The organism is Mucilaginibacter ginsenosidivorax (assembly GCF_007971525.1).
Taxonomy (GTDB): domain Bacteria; phylum Bacteroidota; class Bacteroidia; order Sphingobacteriales; family Sphingobacteriaceae; genus Mucilaginibacter; species Mucilaginibacter ginsenosidivorax.
Genome location: NZ_CP042437.1, coordinates 5,212,823 through 5,233,162, shown reverse-complemented (window position 1 = coordinate 5,233,162; position 20,340 = coordinate 5,212,823). Strand labels below are relative to the sequence as shown.

Sequence of the window (20,340 nt, the reverse complement as noted above, 5' to 3'; positions counted from 1 at the left end):
CAATAATAGCCTATGGATCCGGCGCAATTTTACAGTTTTAAGGTGTGGCTAACTATGGTGATCATTGCACCCGTGCTACAAATCCTTGTAAGCCAGTTTTTCTTTCACTCCGGGAGTATCCTATCCATCGCCTTTATTAAAGAATATCCATTATCGGTTGGGGTATTAATTGTGCTTACCTGCCCGCTGGGCGCGCTGCTTACCTTTATTATCCCCCGAATGACCAGGAATTCAACCGCCATTGCTGTTAAGCAACGGGTATCGCTTGCATTGGGTATTGTTATTATTTTGGTATTTATTGGCGCATCGGCAGCTAAAAACGCTTATTCGCCCTTCGAGCTATCGGCCATGCTGCTGCCATTTTTACTCCCTTTGTTATTAGGGGTTTGGATTTGCCGGCTGGATTTGGAAGATGAAAACTACGAGGATGAAGAAGAAACTGCATCCTGAACAACCCGCTATTTTAAGCCCCGCCCAAAAAAGCCATAACTAAGGCCCAGGCCTCTTTGGATGCTGCTTCGTGATAACTTGACCGCTCGTCGCAGTTAAAGCCGTGGTCGGCATAAGATATTTTTACGTTGATGTAATCCTTGTCGGCAGCTTCAACTGCACCTATTAGAGCATTGATATTGTCATCCTTGATATGCGCATCCTTCCCACCCCAAATAAACAAGTGTTTGCCATGCAGGTCGGCCGCCAGGTACGCAACTTTGTCAAGCCCGCCGCCATAATAGGATACAGCTGCTTTTAGAGGCAATAAAGTATTGGCTATAAAAGCTACCCTACCGCCCATGCAATAACCAATGGCATATACCCGGCTTATATCAACATTGGTTTGGGTATTTAGCCATTCCCAAACAGCTTCCAGGTCGGCTTTAAAACCATCGTTAGTTAGTTTTGATGTGTGTGGTGTTACCGTACTAAAATCCGCATAATCACCTGCAAAACCATTTGGCGCCGTACGATGAAAAAGCTCAGGAGCAACCGCAACGTAGCCCGCGGCCGCAAATCTACCGGCAACATGCCGGATATGGTTATTAACGCCGAAAGCTTCCTGCAATACAATAATAGCGGGCGACCCAGCCGTATTAACTTCAGGAAAAGCTGTGTAAGCGGCCATTATACTTCCGTCGGCAACTTTTAGTTCGATATAATTTTTGTTATTCATAACTGATTGAACAAATTGCGATGATTTTCAAAGCTAAAGAATTTACATCCGACCGAAAAGCATAAAACCAAGTTCGGATGCTAAAAGCTTTTTTCCGGCAATTAGCTTTCTGCTTTAGGCCTTCCGGCTTTCAGCTTATATCTATTTTACAAAACAGTGTGGTTACAATCAATGTTACTTACCATATTTGTACCAAACAAAAACATATGCCCCATCTATTCTCACCCCTTAAAATAAAGAACATCGAACTTAAAAACCGCATCGTGGTATCGCCCATGTGCGAATATTCCAGCGAAGACGGTTTCGCTAACGACTGGCACCTGGTACACCTTGGCGGCATGGCTGTTGGTGGTGCAGCTTTAATTATTACCGAAGCCACCGCAGTATCTCCCGAAGGCCGCATTTCTTCTGCCGACCTGGGCCTTTATAAAGATGAACACATCACCAAACTAAAACAGATTACCGATTTTTTACACGCCCATGGCGCTTATGCAGGCACACAACTGGCACATGCAGGCCGTAAAGCCAGTCACCTGCAGCCGTGGCTGGGGGGCAAACAAGTGCCATCAAATGAGCCTAACGGATGGAAGGCATACGCACCAAGCGCCATTGCGTTTGTTGACAGCGAGGAAGCACCTTTAGCATTGGACAAAGCCGGCATCGAAAAAATTAAAGCTGATTTTAAAGCCGCTGCTGCAAGGGCTGTGGCCGCAGGTTTCGACGTAATTGAACTGCATGGCGCACACGGCTATTTACTGCACGAGTTTTTATCGCCGGCAAGTAATAAACGTACGGATGAATACGGAGGCCCGTTTGAGAACCGGATCCGTTTTTTATTGGAAGTTATTGAAAGCGTACAGGAAGTTTGGCCGGCAGAAAACCCGCTGTTTGTGCGCATATCGGCAACTGAATGGACCGAAGGCGCCTGGACAGCCGATGATTCGGTAGCGCTTGCCAAAATATTAAAAGATAAAGGTATCGACCTTATTGACTGCTCGACAGGCGGCAACATCGCCGGTGTTAAAATACCGTTAAAACCAGGTTACCAGGTTGAATTTGCCGAGAAAGTTAAAAAAGAAAGTGGTATACTTACCGGGGCGGTAGGCTTAATAACCAAACCACACCAGGCCGACGAAATTATACAGGAAGGCGAAGCCGACGTGATATTTATAGCCCGCGAAATGCTGCGCGACCCGCATTTTGCTTTACGTGCCGCTCATGAGCTCGGTCACGAAGTAGAGTGGCCAGCCCAATACGTGCGGGCGAAATGGTAGTTTGAAGAAGAATCAAGAGACAAGAATCAAGAGTTAAGACGCAATCAACACACAACCACAAACAATAAAAAACACAAACTATGAAACGTACAGCAAATGCCCATTGGAACGGCACCTTACAGACCGGCAGCGGAGAAATTACCACTCAAAGCACCGTGCTTAACAAAACTCAATACTCTTTTAAAACCCGCTTTGCCGATGGTATTGGCACCAACCCCGAAGAGCTGATTGCCGCCGCTCATGCAGGCTGCTTTACTATGGCTGTTGGCGCTGCTTTAACCCAGGTCGGTTTTACCCCGGGCGACCTTACCACTGATGCCATTCTTGACCTTGATATGCAGGCACTAAGCATAACAGGGATTCATTTAGAGTTAAAAGCCACGGCAATTGATGGCGTAGATGAAGCTAAATTTAAAGCCATTGCCGAAGATGCAAAAGCAAATTGCATTATATCAAAAGCATTGAGCGTGCCATTTACTTTAAATGTTACTTACGCGTAAGCAGATATAATTTTACAACAAAGCCCTTGGTAACATATGTTACCAAAGGCTTTGTTGTTTAAAAAGCGGCATCTTGATTACAATTTTCCTATCATCCTGAGGTACGAAAGATCTATCAGCTGTGCACGACCGATATAAAAGTTCGCAAACAGATCCTTCGTCCCTCAGGATGACAGTCTTTTATTTTAACCTCATCTCTCTTTGTTGTTCCGGCCCTTACCAGTCACAATAACTTTTATTTCTGTATCAACACCAATAACTCCTGGGGTGTTTCGTAAGTAGTCCCCTTATAGTCCAAAGCTTTTACGCCTACGCAGAGCGTATCTACCGCTTTGCCGGCGTGCGTGATATAAATCTTTCCCCTTACATCGGGCTGAATGCCTTCTCCGGCCAGCTTTAAGCCGGTAAGCAAGTTCATCACACTATCAATCCCTGTTGCGCTGGTAAAATTCTTAACCTTACCCTCCGGAAAATAGTAATCAAATTTATCGCAGGTGATCCTGAACTGGGTTTCGCGCCCAAGCTCTGTAAATTTAAATTTGATGCTTTTTACGGCGTCGGCGGGGTTAGCTTTTGGTTTGCAGGCTGAAAAGGCAAAAATTGTCAAAAGGATTGCTGCGGTGCTTAATTTTTTCATGATATATCGATTTGTAAATCACTTATAATGAACGGCATAATATTGATTTCAAAATTTTCGTTTGGGAACTGTTAAATTCTCATTGTTTAGCTATCATTAATGACAATATTTTCTTTTCAACCCGGTAGCTGCAGTATAATCCAACGCTTCAGATTTTAGCATATCGCTACAGGCCTCTTCTATATTGCCAAGCATAATCTGGCATAAAGCCATTTTATAATAAATATCGCCTTCGGCATAATTCTTTAACGCTTTATCAAAATTAAACAATGCAAGGTTAAAATCACCTTGATACATTGCATCAGTTCCTAATTGTGCATACCGTTGATAAACCGGGTATTTTGAATAGTTTGTAAAACGAATTTCCGTTTTCATTTGTACGTTAACAGCGTTGCCTTTAAAAGTCGCCGGAATCCATTTCTTTTTATTTTTTTCAAATACCTTATTAAACTGTCTGTCAAATTCACGGTTAATTCCATTTATAATTTGCAAACCTACTGCCTCGCCTGCTTTATTAATTGTAAAAGTTGCCAAAAAGTGATCGTTTATCGGGGTTTGCTGCTGTAATCCTTTAACCGCATCTGACACTAATTGCCTAAACCCGTCATCTTCTTTAAACCCAGCGTAAATTTTTTCGCTCGCCCTATAAAGCGTATCTGTTTGGCTTACCGAAACTACGTCATTGGCCGTTAATGGAATTGCTTTTTGATACTCCGCCTCAGCTGCAAAATAATATTTTAAACAATTTGGATTGTCAAATTTGTTGTTAATCCATTGCGTAAAAATCAGTGAATCTTTAGTTAGTTTATCTATATGTACAAGGTTAGCCCCATATTGTAAAGTATCTCCGTTTAAAACAAAGGGAAAACTACCGCCCTTATAATCGTAATTGTATGCCAATGCAAATTTGCCGTCCTGGCTAAAGCTGAATTTTAGGTATTCGAATTTCCTGGTATCATCGTCATTTAGCTCTTTACCGTTTTGATAGGTTAACCTGGTTTTTATCCAATTGCCATACAGCAGGTTTTTAGTCTGCGCAATTGATGTTAAACATGTAAATAGGAGAGTAAACGTAAAAGCGTATTTCATGGATTAAATCGTGATAAAAGTTAGGATAATATATCGGTGCAAAATAAAGCTAAATCCTGATTATTAAATATGGTAGCTGAAAATTACTAAGTTTGGTATTCAGTTTAGCCAAAAGGAAATATTAGTTTCATGAACCTAAAACACTATTCATATTTAAACAGCAATGATTATCACGATTATGAATTTTACAGTGAAGGGCCAAAAGGCCGAATTAGAAAACTGATCTCGTTTACGAAAATCCCAAACCAGGAGCCACCTGTTTACAATTTAGCTTTTGGTGATTCTCACCCAGATACCGGAGAGTTAGATGATAGCGTAGTTAGCAATAATGAAGATAGAGATACCGTATTAGCAACAGTTGCCAATGCTATTATTGATTTCAGCCAGCACAACGGCAATCATTATATTTATGCAGAAGGAAGTACCGCATCGCGGACAAGGTTATATCAAATAAGCATAACGAATTTGTGGTTGCACATTAGTATGGATTTTGAAGTGTATGGGCTAAAAAATAATGAATGGTGTGAATTCATACCAAACAGCATCAATTACGAAACTTTTTTGGTACGCAAAAAGTAATTGATTATATTTGATTATCAAATTTCAGAAAGGAACGAATATGCCTGCTATTGTAAAAAACACATCAAAAGAAAAAACACCAGGCCATGTTGTTAACAGCGAAGTTAAAAGCCATGCTAACGATCCTTTTGTTTTAAAAAAGGTGGAAAAAGCAAAAGAAACATTAAAAAACGCCGGCCTTCCCGGTCAAAATAAATAATACGACTCATTCACTCCCCTTCAGGGGGTTAGGGGGCTACTTCAACACATCCAACACCCTGAACATCTTTTCCTTAATTCCCCTGCTTGACCCGCTGAAGTTATTGACCATGATAGAAAAGCAGAGTTCGCGGCCGTTGTGGGTTTGGTAACCGGCATAGCAAAGCACGCTGTTGATGGTGCCGCTTTTCATTTTCATATCGTTGTAAACGGGCAGGCTTTCATAAAAATCAGGAAACCAGCTTTCTTTTTTGGCCGATTGCAAAATGCGGGCCATGGTATTGGTACTTACCCTATCGCCGGGCGAGAGGCCACTGCCATCGTAGGTGTTTATACTATTCGCGTCGATACCGCGGGCCTGCCAAAATTTCTGTACTTCTTCTACCCCGTTTGCGGTGCTGGGTTTACGGCCCTGTTTCCAGGCTATGGTTTTAAGCAGCTGCTCGGCATACAGGTTAATACTTTTTTGATTGAGCCAGTAAATGATCCGGCTGAGCGGCGGCGATGGAATAGCAGCCAGGTTTTTGGTGATCAAAGGTGCTTTTAATCCTTTTGCCGTTAATGTGGCAACAGACTCGGGATCGAACCCGACCGCAATGCCTAATTTCTTCAACGTATCCGACAAGCGCAACGCAGCATCATAAGCGGCATCGGGCGTAGCTGCCGAGATGTTTTTTTTATCTTTATCAATAGCGTAGCTGCCGCGCAGGTACATCACTTTACTGCCAACGGGCAAAAAGGCATAGGCATTGTCGCCGCTGCCTGCCGGGCCATTAACCAATTCGCTTTTAAAAGTAAGGTACGATACATTGGGCACAGTGTACGAAACGCCAATAGGATTGCCCACAGCGCTGGTACGCAACTTAATATCAAATTGGTTTTCGCGCCAGCAAAGGCCCGAGGTTCCGGCGCCATAGTAATTGCCAATATCCTGCCAGATCCAGCCTTCGGGGATAGATTGTGTGCCGAAGATGCTATCATCGCCAATCATACGGCCATTTATTTTTTTGATGCCGGCAGTTTTAAGCGCATCAACCATTAAGGCAAGTACATGAGCTTCTTTAGTTTGCTCGTACCGCCAGCTGCCCAGGGTGGGGTCGCCTGATCCTTTAATGATGATATCACCATTGAGTGTGCCGTCGGCAGTAATTTCGCCGTTATAGCCCAATTGGGTTTGGTACCTGAAATCGGCACCCAAAACATTAAACGCTGTAATACTGGTAATAGTTTTTAGGGTTGATGCCGTAGCCAGCCCCATATTAGGGCTGGCGGCAAATACCTGTTCGCCGGTTTTCGCGTCTAAAACAGTGAGCGAAAGCGATGCAAAACGGCACTGGCTATCGGCCTGTAACCTGTTAAATGCAGCTGATAATTTCGATTGCAGATCCTGGGCATAAACCTGCCCGCTTAAAATAAATAAACTAACTATCAATAACCGTTTCATCCTGCTCTTTAACGTTCCCCTTGGTGATAAAATATATCGGGATACCAATTAACACAATACCCAGGCCAAATACCGAATAGGTACTTTTGTAAATGAGCAACAGAATACAAAACGCAATCCCCATCAAAATATAGATGGCAGGCAACACCGGATAGCCAAAAGCTTTATAGGGCCGGTCTAATCCTGGTTTTTTTATGCGTAAAATGTAAATACCAATAATGGTAAGCACATAAAATATTACCACCACTAATGATATCATATCCAGCAAGTCGCCATAGCGCCCGCTTAAACAAAGTACCGATGCAAGCAAAGCCTGTATCCACAAACCAAATTCAGGCACCGCAAATTTATTTAACTCGCTTGTCTTCTTAAAAAACAGCCCGTCCTTTGCCATGGTATAATATACTCTTGCACCTGCCATAATTAAACCGTTGTTACAGCCAAAAGTTGATATCATGATCATCACAGCAATCAGTTTAGTACCAATATCTCCAAAAATAACATGCGATGCGGTTACAGCAACCCTGTCCTTTTCGGCTGTAGCAATTTCATGCAGCGGTAATACACCCGTGTAAACCACGTTTGCTGCCACATAAATAACAGTTACTATCATGGTGCCTAAAAACAAGCTCAATGCTACATCACGCTTGGGATTGCGCATTTCGCCTGCTATAAAAGTGACGTTGTTCCACGAATCGCTGCTGAATATTGAACCTACCATAGCCGATGCAACAGCTCCTAATGCAGCACCAAGCCCCAATTTTGTAAAAGTGCCATCTTTATTCAGGTTGTGTAAATCCCAGGCGTTGCTCCAGTTGGCGTGCCATACCTCAGGTTTTAAGGCTACGAAACCAAAAATAATCAGCCCGAATAAACTTAACAGTTTGGTTAAGGTAAAAGTGGTTTGTATCAGCTTGCCGCTTTTAACGCCGCGGGTATTTATAAATGTTAATATTAAAATAACACCGATAGAGACAAGCTGTGCCGCGCTTATTTTTATAAAGCCTTGCTGAAACAGAATATTATCCTCACTTACCGCCGGGATCAAATACGCCGTAAATTTTGAAAAAGCCACACCAACCGCAGCTATGGTACCGGTTTGTATCACCGCGAAAAAACTCCAGCCGTATAAAAAAGCAACAAGTTTATTGTAGGCTTCTTTCAGGTAAACGTACTGTCCGCCTGCTTTGGGGTACATGCCGCTCAGCTCGCCGTAGCTTAATGCTGCTGTCAATGTCATGAAACCGGTTATTAGCCAAATGGCTATGAGCCAACCTGCTGAGCCTACATTACGTACAATGTCGGCAGCAACTATAAATATACCTGAGCCTATCATGGAGCCTGCTACCAGCATGGTGCCATCAAGCAGCCCAAGCTCATGTTTCATTTTTGGTTGTCCGGAATCTTTTGCCATAAATTAAAAAAGGGTTTAAAGCCCTAAACTATTCAAAAAACTTTAATATTGACAGGCTATTGTAAAGAAAATAAATTTACTATTTTGCAACCACCAATTATACCCTGCTGTAGCCGGAGTAGTATTAAGTCGTTAGTCTTAAGTCAGTAGTCTTAAGAATTAAAGAAAAAAGAAAAAAAAGACTTTTGACTTGCGACTTTAGACTTCAGACTTAGCAAAACTTACTTTAATAAACCAAATTTGTTACTATGGATTTTTTGAACACTTACTTAATTTACTTAATTCCGGTGTTTGGGCTCATCGGCATTGCCGTTATGGCTGTTAAAGCCGCCTGGGTTACCAAACAAGATGCCGGCGATGGCGACATGGTTACGCTGGCCGGCTACATTGCCGATGGCGCAATGGCCTTTTTACGTGCCGAGTGGAAAGTGCTTGGCGGCTTTGTTGCCGTAGCTGCCCTGTTGCTGGCCTGGAGCGGTACCACCGTGGCTACATCAAGCCCGGTTATTGCCGTATCATTCATCATCGGAGCATTTTTATCGGCCTTTGCCGGTTACCTGGGCATGCGTATTGCAACCAAAGCCAACGTGCGTACCACACAGGCCGCACGCACCAGTTTAGCGCAGGCCTTAAAAGTATCGTTTACCGGCGGTACCGTAATGGGCCTTGGCGTTGCCGGTTTGGCCATTATTGGTTTAGGATCGCTGTTTATATTATTTTACCAGGTTTATGTAGTTAAAGTTACGGGCAGCACCGTAAACGGCGAGGCTATGGCCAAGGCGCTTGATGTATTGGCGGGCTTCTCGTTAGGTGCCGAATCAATAGCGCTGTTTGCCCGTGTGGGCGGTGGTATTTACACCAAAGCTGCCGACGTAGGTGCCGACCTTGTGGGTAAGGTAGAAGCCGGTATCCCCGAAGACGACGTACGTAACCCTGCCACTATCGCCGATAACGTAGGCGATAACGTAGGCGACGTTGCAGGTATGGGTGCCGATTTATTTGGCTCATACGTGGCAACCATGCTGGCCACCATGGTGCTGGGCCGAGAAATTGTGTCACATGATGCGTTTGGAGGTATAGCCCCTATCTTGTTGCCTATGGTTATAGCAGGTTTAGGTTTAATATTTTCGATAGTGGGTGCAGCTATGGTGAAAATCAAAAGCGAAACAGACAGTGTGCAAAAAGCGTTGAACATAGGTAACTGGGCATCTATTATATTAACCGCTGTAGCCACTTATTTTGTAGTACAATGGATGCTGCCCGAGGGCGAGTTTCACATGGTACGCGACGAAGTTAACGGAGCAGTTAAGGCTGGCATAATTCCATTTACCAAAAACGGTGTATTCATGTCGATAGTGGTAGGCCTGGTGGTAGGTACTTTAATGTCGATCATAACCGAGTATTACACCGCTATGGGCAAACGCCCGGTATTAAGCATCATCCGGCAATCATCAACAGGGCATGCAACCAACATTATTGGAGGTTTGTCCATCGGCATGGAATCAACCGTATTGCCTATCCTTGTTTTGGCGTCAGGCATCTATGGTTCGTACCATTTTGCGGGTTTATACGGGGTGGCTATAGCGGCCGCAGGTATGATGGCCACTACAGCTATGCAGTTGGCTATTGACGCTTTCGGACCAATTGCCGATAACGCCGGTGGTATTGCCGAAATGAGCCGCCTGCCCGAAGAAGTACGTCACCGTACAGACAATCTGGATGCCGTAGGTAACACTACCGCAGCTACCGGCAAGGGTTTTGCCATTGCCTCGGCCGCGTTAACCTCGTTAGCTTTATTTGCAGCCTTTGTGGGTGTTGCCGGTATCGAGCATATCGACATTTACAAGGCCGATGTTTTAGCCGGCCTGTTTGTGGGAGGTATGATCCCTTTCATCTTCTCGGCATTGTGTATTTCGGCAGTAGGCCGTGCTGCCATGGCCATGGTTGAAGAGGTTCGTCGCCAGTTTCGCGAAATTCCGGGTATCATGACCTATGAAGGTAAGCCCGAATACGAAAAATGCGTAGCTATATCTACCAAAGCATCTATCCGCGAGATGGTTGCCCCTGGCTTAATCGCCCTGATCACCCCTATCATCATCGGTTTCGCCTTTGGCCCCGAAGTATTGGGTGGGTTATTGGCAGGTGTAACCGTATCTGGTGTATTGATGGGTATTTTCCAGAGCAACGCCGGTGGCGCATGGGATAACGCCAAAAAATCGTTCGAGAAAGGCTGCCTTATCAATGGCGAGATGTACTACAAAAAATCAGAACCACATAAAGCATCAGTAACCGGCGATACCGTGGGCGATCCGTTTAAGGATACTTCGGGCCCTTCGATGAACATCCTGATCAAACTGATGTCGATAGTTTCGCTGGTAATTGCGCCGCATTTAAATGCGAACCATGCAGCACCAACCGCTATGAAACACGAGGTTAAAAAACAAATTGTTGTTCAGGCTTATACATCGCCTGTAACTAAAGTTGATAAAAAAGGATAATTGCTTTTAGGATATTTATGGAAAGCCACCTGTTGAGGGTGGCTTTTTTGTTGTCTGAATCAGGATTTACAGAAATAAAGAATGAACAGAATAATTGTCTGAACCAGGATTAAACAGTTTTTTTTGAATTTGATATTCTCAAATTTTCAAATACTCAAATAATTCTTTCATCTATACATCTGAACGGCGAAGCACTCAACGGAGTTAATCTGCACGCCTGTACATCAAAAAAGTTTGATAATTGCTGCTAACTACTTGATACTATTTTTCTCTTGATTTCTTTAAAAAAATTTATCTTAGCTAACAATGACAGATAATATATCAGCATATAAATTTGACTGGCCGCCTATTACCGTTGAAGGCTATAAAAAAGCGGAGAATAAAGTGATTATGGTTTTCAACCTCGATGTGAGGACCCCGGCCAAAGTTGATCATGTTATTCAGTATGTTGTAGGTCGTACTGTATGGTGTTCATTAAACTCACCTGTAAACGTTAATATTTTGTTGTCATTTGATTTCAGGGGTCAGGGTATTATTGTTACCAAAACCCAAAGCCTTAAAAGCGAATTATTGCGATTATTGAATAAAGCCAATATAAACAATCAGGTATCTATCGACTTTTTAATTTAATATGGCGATAATAAATATATTAGCTAAAAGCAAAAAGGCCGACTGGGGCAAAATAGCCAGTGAGGTTAGCGACATGGCCCTCAGCATTGTCCAGGTTTTCCCAATACCGAAAGAGTTAGGCTTTGATGACGATGCCCTGGCAGTTAATGTTCATCGCGGGTTTTCAGATAAGAAAACGGCACTTGCCGAACTGGATTTATTGATCCAATATCTTACACGCCATAACTTTACAATTATAGAATTATATGATGGTATAGAAATTACCAGTAATAATATATCACAAATAATTGAGCCATTATTAGCCTGAGCAATAACCTGACGATGAAAAGGCTATTTAAACTTATCCCGGCATTTTTATTACTCGCCTCCTGCAAAAACGGCAAAAGCCCAAACAGACTCAAATATACCATCGCCAAAGACAGCAACTTATACATCCAGATTTACCGCACCGGGTTGTTTGAAACCAATACTACTGCCTACCTTACCGACTCGGCAAGTTTCAGCATCAACTTAGGCACTTATGACGACGAGACCTGTTATATTGATTGCCTATTAAAAGGGGACACCATATTTGCTAAAGAAAAAAAATACCTTTATGATAATAACATGCTGATAGATACCATGCAAACAGCCGAAACAAAAATGTATAGCTTAAAAGCGTTGAAAAAGCTGCATAATTTTGAGTAAAGCGCTTATGATAATATAATGCCGCGTTTGTTTCCGGACAATATTGTAACAATACTGCCGGTTGCTGCTTTAAGTTTAGTTGTAAACACTTCATTTTCAAACTATAATTTGGAATATTAATTCGCTCCCATTGTTACATTCTGCCCTTTAACTTTTCAATAAATTTAAGTACGTTTGGGGAAATGTGAATTTTTAATTTTTTTACGACTGATCTTACTAATTTAAACATGAAGTTATTTATTAAAAAACCTATTGCGCAATTGATGGCTGCCTCGGCGGCAACCGAGAAAACGCTGAAAAGAACGTTAGGCGTTGGCTCGCTTATCGCCCTGGGTATTGGCGCAATTATTGGCGCCGGTATTTTTGTGCGAACGGCGGCGGCAGCAGGCGAACACGCCGGTCCGGCTGTTACAATATCATTCCTTATTGCAGCCTCGGGTTGCGCGCTGGCCGGTTTGTGCTATGCGGAGTTTGCCAGTATGATCCCTATCGCAGGCTCGGCATACACCTATTCTTACGCCACCATGGGCGAGTTCATCGCCTGGATTATTGGCTGGGATTTGGTATTGGAGTACGCTTTGGGAGCTGCAACGGTATCCATCGGCTGGTCGCAGTACTTTAACGAGTTTTTACATACCTTTTTCGATATACACATCCCCTATCAATGGGCGCACTCGTTCTTCGAAACCTCTAATACTACTACCGGCATGTATGCCGCAGAATTGGGCACACGTGGTATTGTTAACCTCCCGGCTATCCTTATCCTGTTCCTGTTAACTTTATTGTTAATTAAGGGCACGGCAGAATCAGCTGTAGTAAACAACATCATCGTTGTAATTAAAGTTGCCATTGTACTGATGATCATCGGCTTAGGCTGGCACTACATTAACCCTGCATTACACACGCCATATATGATCCCTGCTGATGCCGGAACCGTTAAAGTGAGTACTGGCGTAATTAATTACGGCGATACGTTTAACCACGGCTGGCTTGGTGTATTACGTGGTGCAAGTGTTGTATTCTTTGCCTTTATCGGTTTTGATGCCGTATCTACCGCGGCCCAGGAAGCTAAAAACCCACAAAAAGATATGCCAAAAGGTATCCTGATATCATTGGTTATCTGTACCGCGCTTTATATCCTGTTCTCGCACGTATTAACCGGTTTGGTATCTTACAAAGAATTCCTGATACAAGGTAAAGAAGCTTCTGTTACTTACGCAATTAAAGCGGCAATGGGGCCAGGCTATCACTGGTTGGCCAATTTGGTAACTGTATCTATCCTTGCAGGCTTCTCATCGGTTATCCTTGTGATGTTAATGGGGCAGACTCGTGTATTCTACACCATGAGTACAGATGGTTTAATCCCTAAAATATTTTCTAAACTACACCCTAAATTCCAAACACCATACAAATCGCAGTGGTTGTTTTTTGGTTTTGTATCCCTTTTTGCAGGTTTTATTCCTGACAGAATTGTAGGCGACATGGTAAGCATAGGTACATTATTTGCGTTTGTGCTGGTTTGTTTTGGTATTATGATTTTACGTAATACCGATCCTCACCTGGTTCGTCCGTTTAAAACACCTATTTATTATATTGTTTGTCCGCTTGGCGCTTTAATTTGTTTAGGTATGATTGCTTCTGAAGGTTGGGAAAACTGGGCAAGGCTAATTGTTTGGTTACTCATCGGTTTCATTATTTACTTTGGTTACAGCATCAAACGCTCGCATGTAAGGCACGGAAAAGTTGAAGGAGCAACTGACCCCATCAACCCTAAATTTGTTGAATAACTTATAACAATATCAATACAAACAAAAAAGGTTCTGAAATTTCAGAACCTTTTTTGTTACCTTATCTTTTTATACCAAAAGGATATAATCGAAGTGAATTAATGAAGCAGGATAAAAACCTTTGGGTATTAGTTTTAGTTTGCATTATCAACTCGTTAGGCTTCGGCATCATTGTGCCGGTGCTGTACTCTTATGGTAAGCAATACGGCGTTACCGGCGAAATATTGGGTATACTTACCGCTTCATTTTCGGTAGCTCAATTTTTTGCCACCCCTGTTTTAGGTTCGCTGTCTGATAAATATGGCCGCAAACCTTTACTCATTATCAGCCTGGCGGGTACCTGTCTGTCGTTCATGATGTTTGCCTGGGCCAGCAGTATTTTTATGCTGTTTGCGGCACGCGTGCTTGATGGTTTAACCGGCGGCAATGTATCGGTGGCACAAGCTATGGTATCTGATACCGCAACGCCACAAAACAGGGCAAAAAAATTCGGCATTCTTGGCTCGGCATTTGGGTTTGGCTTCGTAATAGGGCCGGCCATAGGCGGTTTGCTTAATAAATTCGGCCCACAGGTACCTTTCTTTTTCGCAGCAGGTATTTCATTAATAGGTACGCTATGTACCATTTTTTTGTTAAAAGAAACCAACCTGCCCGAAACACGAAATACAACCGCCGAATCCGGTTTCAATTTTTCGGCTTTGATAACCACGTTAAAGCGACCGGTTATTGGCACTGCGGTATTTACAGGCTTTATGCTCACCATGGCGCAGTTTACCATGATCATTGGCTTTCAAACTTTCAGCGTTGATGTGTTGAAAATAACACCAACCCAAATTGGTATCCTTTATGCAGGCTTTGGCATCAGTGGCATTATCATGCAGCTATCAGTACCGTTGCTTACTAAATGGATCTCGTCAAAAGCTACCATACTTGTACTCTCAACCACCCTATGTATGGCAGCCATGTTTGTAACCGGACTAACCAACAATTTCATACCTTTTGTTACTGGCATTTGCATCTACGGCCTGTTCAATGGCTTGCGAAACCCCATGATCAATGCCATCATTGCCGATCATATCAAGCATAATGAACAGGGGAAGATCCTGGGCATCAACCAATCGTACAACTCAATCGGGCAAACCCTGGGGCCGGTTACCGCAGGCTTCGCGGCGTTAATAACGGCACATAGCATTTTCTTTTTATCGTCATGCTATATTTTATTCGCACTTTTGTTGAGTTTCCGGTTAAAACACAAAAGCATAAAACCCTAAAGCCATGCGTCCACTAATATTCAGAGAAATATTGTCCGTTACGATGATCCTGTTTGCCATTATTGATATACTGGGCGCCATACCTGTAATTATCCAGGTACGCCAGCGCGTAGGGCATATCGAATCGGAAAAGGCAAGTATAGCAGTGCTGGTATTAATGGTGGTATTTTTATTTGTGGGCGATGAACTGCTGGCCATCATCGGGCTGGATATCTCGTCATTCGCGATAGCAGGCTCGCTGGTAATCTTTATCATCGCCATGGAAATGGTATTAGGGGTCGACTTTTTTAAAGAGGAGGTGCCGCTATCGGCATCCATAGTACCCATCGCATTCCCGCTGATAGCCGGCGCAGGCACCATGACTACATTACTTTCCCTAAAATCACAATATCAAACCCAAAACATTATTGTAGGCATTGTGCTAAACACCATTGTGGTTTACCTGGTGCTTAAAAATGTAAAATGGCTCGAAAAGCTTTTAGGCCCGGTTGGGTTGAGTATACTGCGTAAATCGTTTGGGATTATTTTGCTGGCGATAGCTATCAAGTTGTTTAGGGCAAATACGCATCTGTAGGCGAAGCCGCCCAGCCCCCTAAAGGGGGAGTTTTTGATTTGCATATTTCACGCACTTCATGTTTATCAAACAACATATTGAACGTTTACCATGAGCGAAGAATTAAAAAAGAAGGCCTATCTATTAGCATCAAGACTCATTAACCAGGGCTATGACTATGAAGTAATTCGTGCCCGGATGGATAAAGAGGGCATACCCGAGGACATGATTAAACAGGTAATCAAAAATCTGACAATGCAACAAATAGTAGAAGTAGCCAAAGAAAACAAGCCTTTCTTTAACGTCGCCTTAATAAAAATAGGAATTGGGATTTTGCTTGCTATTATATCTGCCATTTTGATACCAGGGCAGGTCTATTTGCCCATTGGGTTGATTGGTACTGGTATTGCCTCCGCGTTTTTATTTAAACCCAAATAGCCAAATTTCTCAACTCCCACGCGGTTAGCGAAGCGTAACTCGTGGGCAAACTGGGGTAAGCTTATAGCTTACCCCAGTTCAGCTAAAAGCTGAAACCAACTTTTGTCACGAGTTTAAACCTCGCGAGGGTTGGCCTCGCGGTTTTCACTCCCCCTTCAGGGGGCCGGGGGGCTCAATCTCGCCACAAACATCGTATCCGCCTTATGCTCATAGCCCTTTAACACTTTGCTTTCTTCCAGCTTCAAACCCAACTCTTTCACCAGGTAGTCAACCACGTCCTCATTCTCGCCTTTAAAGGCCGAGCAGGTGATATAAATAATCGGTTTGCCGGGCTTAAGGTATTTGACAACATTTTGGGCGATGCCTTTTTGCAGGCGCTGAAAAAAATCGATTTTGGCGGGCATAAACTGGGCTATCATCTCGGGCGTGCGGCCCCAGGTGCCCGAGCCACTGCAGGGGGCATCAAGGATGATGCCGTCAAACTCGTAATCGTGCAGGGTTTGATCAATGTTGGTGGTTAAATCGAGTACCTTTTTCTGGTACTTGGTTAGGCCTGCTAACTGGAAGCGTTCATCCAGGTTGGCTAATACCGATTCGCGGATATCTGATACTACCAATTTAATATTGGGTTCGTCCTCGTGCAGTAATAACGACTTACCGCCCGATGCTGCACAGGCATCCCACCAGTTATCCCAGCGCTGGGGCCTGAAAAAATAGCCGGTTTGCTGCGAGGAAATATCCTGCACCTCGAACCAGTTTTGTTTTGCGAAGATGGTTTCGAGCCTCGTGCCGTTAGGCAAAGCGTAACAGCCGTTGCCTTCATCTTTAAACACAACTCCGGCTTTATTCAGTTCGGCTTTAACCAGGTGGTCGTAGCCATTGCGTACCCGGATAAACAAATCGGGCTGGCAAAAAAATGATTTCAGGAATGCATCTTTATCAATCCCGGCCGAGATCTGCGATGTCCATGGGAAAACATCTTCCAGTTTAAATGCAGGGTATGCTGTTTTTATTAGCGCAAGCTTATCGTCAATAGTAAAATTAATGCAAGCCGCCCAGTCGGGTTTAAAATGCAGTAAAAATGAATTACTTTGGGTGTTACACAAAAATTCGGCAACTATTAACCGTTCGTCAGTAGCTAAATTGGGGAGTGCCTGCCCCAGCCGAAAATAGCTGTATACCAACCGACTGGCTACCCGCCTGTCGGTTGACCCCATTTGCTTGTTTTGCCTGTAAAAGCCGGGTAAAAATTTACTTAAGGGCGTATCAACCGGGTACTCCCCTATTATGCGCTGAAACGTTTTAAGCTGGTTTATAGCCTTCATTCTACCTGTTTAAGCTCAAAGTTAGCATACATTAACACATTTACATGCGTATTTACCCATCCTAATCCATTTTTCTTAATAAAACGGAAGCGATTGTGCAGGCCGGTATAATCGGCTTGGTCCAAGGCTGCAAAATTATTATCAATCAATTGGCGGCCAAAGTACATACCCTCGTCAAAGCCTTTAATGGCAAAATCGGTGGGCTCAACATGGTAAACACGATGATAAACCCGCACAAATTCCATATTAGCGTCTGATTTATAATCAATCTGATCGGCAGATGTGATGTGGGTTTTTAAGCGCTGCAAAATATCTATCTTTAAAAAACTAAACTTCTCCCAGCTTGGGTGCCCAAACAGGGTTACCGGGTAATGCCTGTTTAAAGTATCCAGCGATTTTAAGGTAACTGCTAAAAATGCCTGGTCGGTAGCGGCTACCACAAATATGTTTTGTTCTTTTTTTGATAGCTGCGGTATCAATCCGCCCAACTGTCCTTTTGAAATGGTAACAATAACAACCTTAACCTTTTTGTTGCTCAGGCTATCTGTGGCGTTTTTAAAGCCCCGCACATAATCCTGCTCCTGGCTAAAGCCCGACCGCAGGATAAAAATCTTTTTAGGCTTTAATTTATCGTTGATGTACTGTGCGGCACCCCAACCGTGGTACTCCAGGGGCGGCATTACCGTAATTAAATTATTGCTGTTGATAGTTGCCGGAGACGCAGGCGAAAGCGGCGATACAACCGGCGACTTTGTATTAAGCACAGCGGTAAAAACCTTCATCCCATCCGGAAAAACCGGGCCCACAATCAGGTCGCTGTTTTTGATGAGGGGATTAAAGCCAAGGCTATGCGCCTGCGCGGCCTCGTCTTTTGAATCGTATAGCCGGAGTTTAAAATTAGTGCCGCCGGCTGCAAGCGAATCAAGGGCAAGTTTAAAGCCCTGGTAATACTCCACGCTCATGTTGGCCTTGGTTAAGCCTGGCGAAGTATACCTGGCGCCGGGCTTCAGATGATCTAAACCCAGCGGCAATACCATCGCTATGGTTAAAGGTTTGGAAGCCGCCGGTTTTACGGGCGGCTTTTCGGCAATCTTTGGTTTTTCGGCTTCTGTGTCAGTTGGTTTTTTAACAGGCGCTACCGGCTGCAATTTTGGCGAACATGCAGCCAGTACCAATGCCGTTATAAAAAACAGTAACCATTTATTCCCACTCAATTGTAGCAGGTGGTTTCGAACTGATGTCATATACTACCCGGTTAATTCCTTTTACGTTGTTAATGATCTCGTTACTGATCTTAGCCAGCAAATCGTACGGTAAATGGCACCAATCGGCGGTCATTCCATCCAACGACTCAACAGCGCGAAGGCAAATTACGTTCTCGTAAGTACGCTCATCGCCCATTACTCCTACCGATTGTACCGGTAAAAATATAGCGCCTGCCTGCCAAACCTTATCGTAAACACCGTAACTGCGTAAATTGTTGATATAAATCGCATCGGCCTCCTGTAATATAGCAACTTTTTCTGGCGTAACATCGCCCAATATCCTGATAGCCAGGCCCGGACCAGGAAAAGGGTGCCTGCCTAAAATATTAGGATCGATGCCCAATGCCTTGCCAACACGCCTAACTTCGTCTTTAAACAGGGTGTTTAAAGGTTCAACCACTTTCAGCTTCATAAAATCGGGCAATCCGCCAACGTTATGGTGCGATTTAATGGTAGCCGATGGCCCTTTAACAGAAACCGATTCGATAACGTCCGGGTAAATGGTACCCTGTCCCAGCCATTTTACATCCTGAACCTCGTGCGCGGCATCATCAAAAACTTCAATAAATACACGGCCAATGGCTTTACGTTTCTTTTCGGGGTCATTTAAGCCGGCCAGTGCATCGTAAAAGCGTTGTTTGGCATCAATGCCTTTTATGTTTAAGCCCATGTGTTTGTACGAATCGAGCACCTGCTCATACTCGCCCTTACGCAACAGGCCGTTATCAACAAAAATACAATGCAAATTGGTACCAATGGCATGGTGCAACAATACAGCCGCAACAGACGAATCAACACCGCCTGATAAGCCTAAAACTACTTTATCATCGCCCAGTTTTTCTTTTAAAGCGGCAATGGTAGTTTCAATGAACGAGTCTGGTGTCCAGTCCTGGTGGCAGCCGCAAATATCAACCAAAAAGTTTTGCAGCAACTGCTTACCATCAATGCTATGGGTTACTTCGGGGTGAAACTGTATGCCATAAGTTTGGGTACCGGTTACCTGGTAAGCCGCAACCTTTACGGTATCGGTGCTGGCAATAACTTCAAAATTATCGGCAATGCGCGCGATGGTATCAGCATGCGACATCCACACCTGCGAATTCTCGGGAATATTTTTAAACAGCGGATTTTCGCGGTTAACGTAATCTAAGTTAGCACGGCCATATTCGCGGGTGCTTGATGCCAATACCTCGCCACCGTGAAAATGCGCCACATACTGCGCCCCGTAACAAACCCCTAAAATGGGGCGGGTGTTATGAAACTGCTCAAAATCAAAACGTGGCGCATCGTCCTGCCGTACAGAATACGGGCTGCCCGAAAGGATAATACCTTTTACGCTGCTGTCAATTTCGGGATAATGATTAAAGGGGTGGATCTCACAGTAAATATTGAGCTCCCTGACACGGCGCGCTATAAGTTGGGTGAATTGCGAGCCAAAGTCAAGAATGAGGATTTTTTCTTGCATGGGCAAAGATAGGATTTTGATTTCGGATTTCGGAATTGGGATTTCGGATTTTTTTAATTGATGATTTTGCCTGAACCGTGCGTTTGTCTGAATCAGAATTTTCAGAATTAGAGAATGA

General features: G+C 43.7%; 21 protein-coding genes. 13 read left to right on the top strand and 8 right to left on the bottom strand.

Going from position 1 to position 20,340, the window contains the following annotated elements:
- Positions 1-12 precede the first annotated feature (12 nt).
- On the top strand, positions 13-450 hold the full coding sequence (locus FSB76_RS21985; protein ID WP_147057168.1) for a hypothetical protein: 438 nt from the start codon (positions 13-15) through the stop codon (positions 448-450).
- A gap of 13 nt (positions 451-463) precedes the next feature.
- On the opposite strand, the gene FSB76_RS21980 is transcribed toward FSB76_RS21985, so the two are convergent.
- The gene (locus tag FSB76_RS21980) at positions 464-1,168 is read right to left on the bottom strand and encodes a dienelactone hydrolase family protein (protein WP_147057166.1); all 705 of its coding nucleotides are present in this window, start codon (positions 1,166-1,168) and stop codon (positions 464-466) included.
- A gap of 206 nt (positions 1,169-1,374) precedes the next feature.
- Between FSB76_RS21980 and namA the strand changes: the two genes are divergently transcribed.
- Both namA and FSB76_RS21970 read left to right on the top strand, forming a co-directional pair.
- Positions 1,375-2,442, top strand: coding sequence for an NADPH dehydrogenase NamA (gene namA / locus FSB76_RS21975; protein ID WP_147057164.1), 1,068 nt, complete (start codon positions 1,375-1,377; stop codon positions 2,440-2,442).
- Between the two features lie 80 nt (positions 2,443-2,522).
- Positions 2,523-2,942: an OsmC family protein gene (locus FSB76_RS21970; protein WP_147057162.1), complete on the top strand. Its 420-nt coding sequence runs from the start codon at positions 2,523-2,525 to the stop codon at positions 2,940-2,942.
- Positions 2,943-3,177: 235 nt separating this feature from the next.
- On the opposite strand, the gene FSB76_RS21965 is transcribed toward FSB76_RS21970, so the two are convergent.
- Complete coding sequence (locus FSB76_RS21965; protein WP_147057161.1) at positions 3,178-3,579, bottom strand: hypothetical protein; 402 nt, start codon at positions 3,577-3,579, stop codon at positions 3,178-3,180.
- 96 nt (positions 3,580-3,675) lie between these two features.
- Entirely contained in the window at positions 3,676-4,668 is a 993-nt protein-coding gene (locus FSB76_RS21960) for a tetratricopeptide repeat protein (RefSeq protein ID WP_147057159.1), read from the bottom strand.
- A 129-nt stretch (positions 4,669-4,797) separates the two neighbouring features.
- Here FSB76_RS21960 and FSB76_RS21955 point away from each other — a divergent pair, with 129 nt between their 5' ends.
- Positions 4,798-5,247 carry a DUF6934 family protein gene (locus FSB76_RS21955; protein WP_147057157.1) on the top strand — a complete coding sequence of 150 codons (450 nt, stop codon included), beginning with the start codon at positions 4,798-4,800 and terminating at the stop codon, positions 5,245-5,247.
- 40 nt (positions 5,248-5,287) lie between these two features.
- Positions 5,288-5,446 (top strand): hypothetical protein, encoded by a 159-nt coding sequence (locus tag FSB76_RS32365; RefSeq protein WP_192910094.1) that lies wholly within the window; start codon positions 5,288-5,290, stop codon positions 5,444-5,446.
- A gap of 36 nt (positions 5,447-5,482) precedes the next feature.
- Here FSB76_RS32365 and dacB read toward each other — a convergent pair whose 3' ends face one another.
- Both dacB and FSB76_RS21945 read right to left on the bottom strand, forming a co-directional pair.
- A complete protein-coding gene (gene dacB / locus FSB76_RS21950; protein ID WP_147057155.1) occupies positions 5,483-6,889 on the bottom strand; it encodes a D-alanyl-D-alanine carboxypeptidase/D-alanyl-D-alanine endopeptidase in 1,407 nt (468 codons plus the stop codon).
- Positions 6,867-8,303, bottom strand: coding sequence for an APC family permease (locus tag FSB76_RS21945; protein WP_147057153.1), 1,437 nt, complete (start codon positions 8,301-8,303; stop codon positions 6,867-6,869). Before FSB76_RS21945 ends, dacB begins: the two co-directional genes overlap by 23 nt.
- Before the next feature lie 248 nt (positions 8,304-8,551).
- Between FSB76_RS21945 and FSB76_RS21940 the strand changes: the two genes are divergently transcribed.
- From FSB76_RS21940 to FSB76_RS21905, 8 genes are all read left to right on the top strand, one after another.
- On the top strand, positions 8,552-10,801 hold the full coding sequence (locus FSB76_RS21940) for a sodium-translocating pyrophosphatase (protein WP_147057151.1): 2,250 nt from the start codon (positions 8,552-8,554) through the stop codon (positions 10,799-10,801).
- A gap of 306 nt (positions 10,802-11,107) precedes the next feature.
- On the top strand, positions 11,108-11,431 hold the full coding sequence (locus FSB76_RS21935; protein ID WP_147057150.1) for a hypothetical protein: 324 nt from the start codon (positions 11,108-11,110) through the stop codon (positions 11,429-11,431).
- A gap of 1 nt (position 11,432) precedes the next feature.
- Complete coding sequence (locus FSB76_RS21930; RefSeq protein WP_147057148.1) at positions 11,433-11,738, top strand: hypothetical protein; 306 nt, start codon at positions 11,433-11,435, stop codon at positions 11,736-11,738.
- A 14-nt stretch (positions 11,739-11,752) separates the two neighbouring features.
- Positions 11,753-12,118, top strand: a complete 366-nt coding sequence (locus tag FSB76_RS21925; RefSeq protein WP_147057146.1) for a hypothetical protein — start codon at positions 11,753-11,755, stop codon at positions 12,116-12,118.
- A 227-nt stretch (positions 12,119-12,345) separates the two neighbouring features.
- Positions 12,346-13,905 (top strand): amino acid permease, encoded by a 1,560-nt coding sequence (locus tag FSB76_RS21920; protein WP_147057144.1) that lies wholly within the window; start codon positions 12,346-12,348, stop codon positions 13,903-13,905.
- Positions 13,906-14,006: 101 nt separating this feature from the next.
- Positions 14,007-15,176 carry an MFS transporter gene (locus tag FSB76_RS21915; RefSeq protein ID WP_147057142.1) on the top strand — a complete coding sequence of 390 codons (1,170 nt, stop codon included), beginning with the start codon at positions 14,007-14,009 and terminating at the stop codon, positions 15,174-15,176.
- 4 nt (positions 15,177-15,180) lie between these two features.
- Positions 15,181-15,750, top strand: coding sequence for a MarC family protein (locus FSB76_RS21910; RefSeq protein WP_147057140.1), 570 nt, complete (start codon positions 15,181-15,183; stop codon positions 15,748-15,750).
- A 90-nt stretch (positions 15,751-15,840) separates the two neighbouring features.
- Entirely contained in the window at positions 15,841-16,167 is a 327-nt protein-coding gene (locus FSB76_RS21905) for a hypothetical protein (RefSeq protein ID WP_147057138.1), read from the top strand.
- 155 nt (positions 16,168-16,322) lie between these two features.
- Here FSB76_RS21905 and FSB76_RS21900 read toward each other — a convergent pair whose 3' ends face one another.
- The 3 genes from FSB76_RS21900 to guaA are packed head-to-tail and all read right to left on the bottom strand — an operon-like array spanning position 16,323 to position 20,222.
- Positions 16,323-17,492: an RsmB/NOP family class I SAM-dependent RNA methyltransferase gene (locus FSB76_RS21900; protein WP_147057136.1), complete on the bottom strand. Its 1,170-nt coding sequence runs from the start codon at positions 17,490-17,492 to the stop codon at positions 16,323-16,325.
- Positions 17,489-18,736, bottom strand: coding sequence for an ABC transporter substrate-binding protein (locus FSB76_RS21895; RefSeq protein ID WP_147057134.1), 1,248 nt, complete (start codon positions 18,734-18,736; stop codon positions 17,489-17,491). The genes FSB76_RS21900 and FSB76_RS21895 overlap by 4 nt, the downstream gene beginning before the upstream one ends.
- A complete protein-coding gene (guaA, locus tag FSB76_RS21890; RefSeq protein WP_147057132.1) occupies positions 18,693-20,222 on the bottom strand; it encodes a glutamine-hydrolyzing GMP synthase in 1,530 nt (509 codons plus the stop codon). Before guaA ends, FSB76_RS21895 begins: the two co-directional genes overlap by 44 nt.
- Positions 20,223-20,340: the final 118 nt, after the last annotated feature.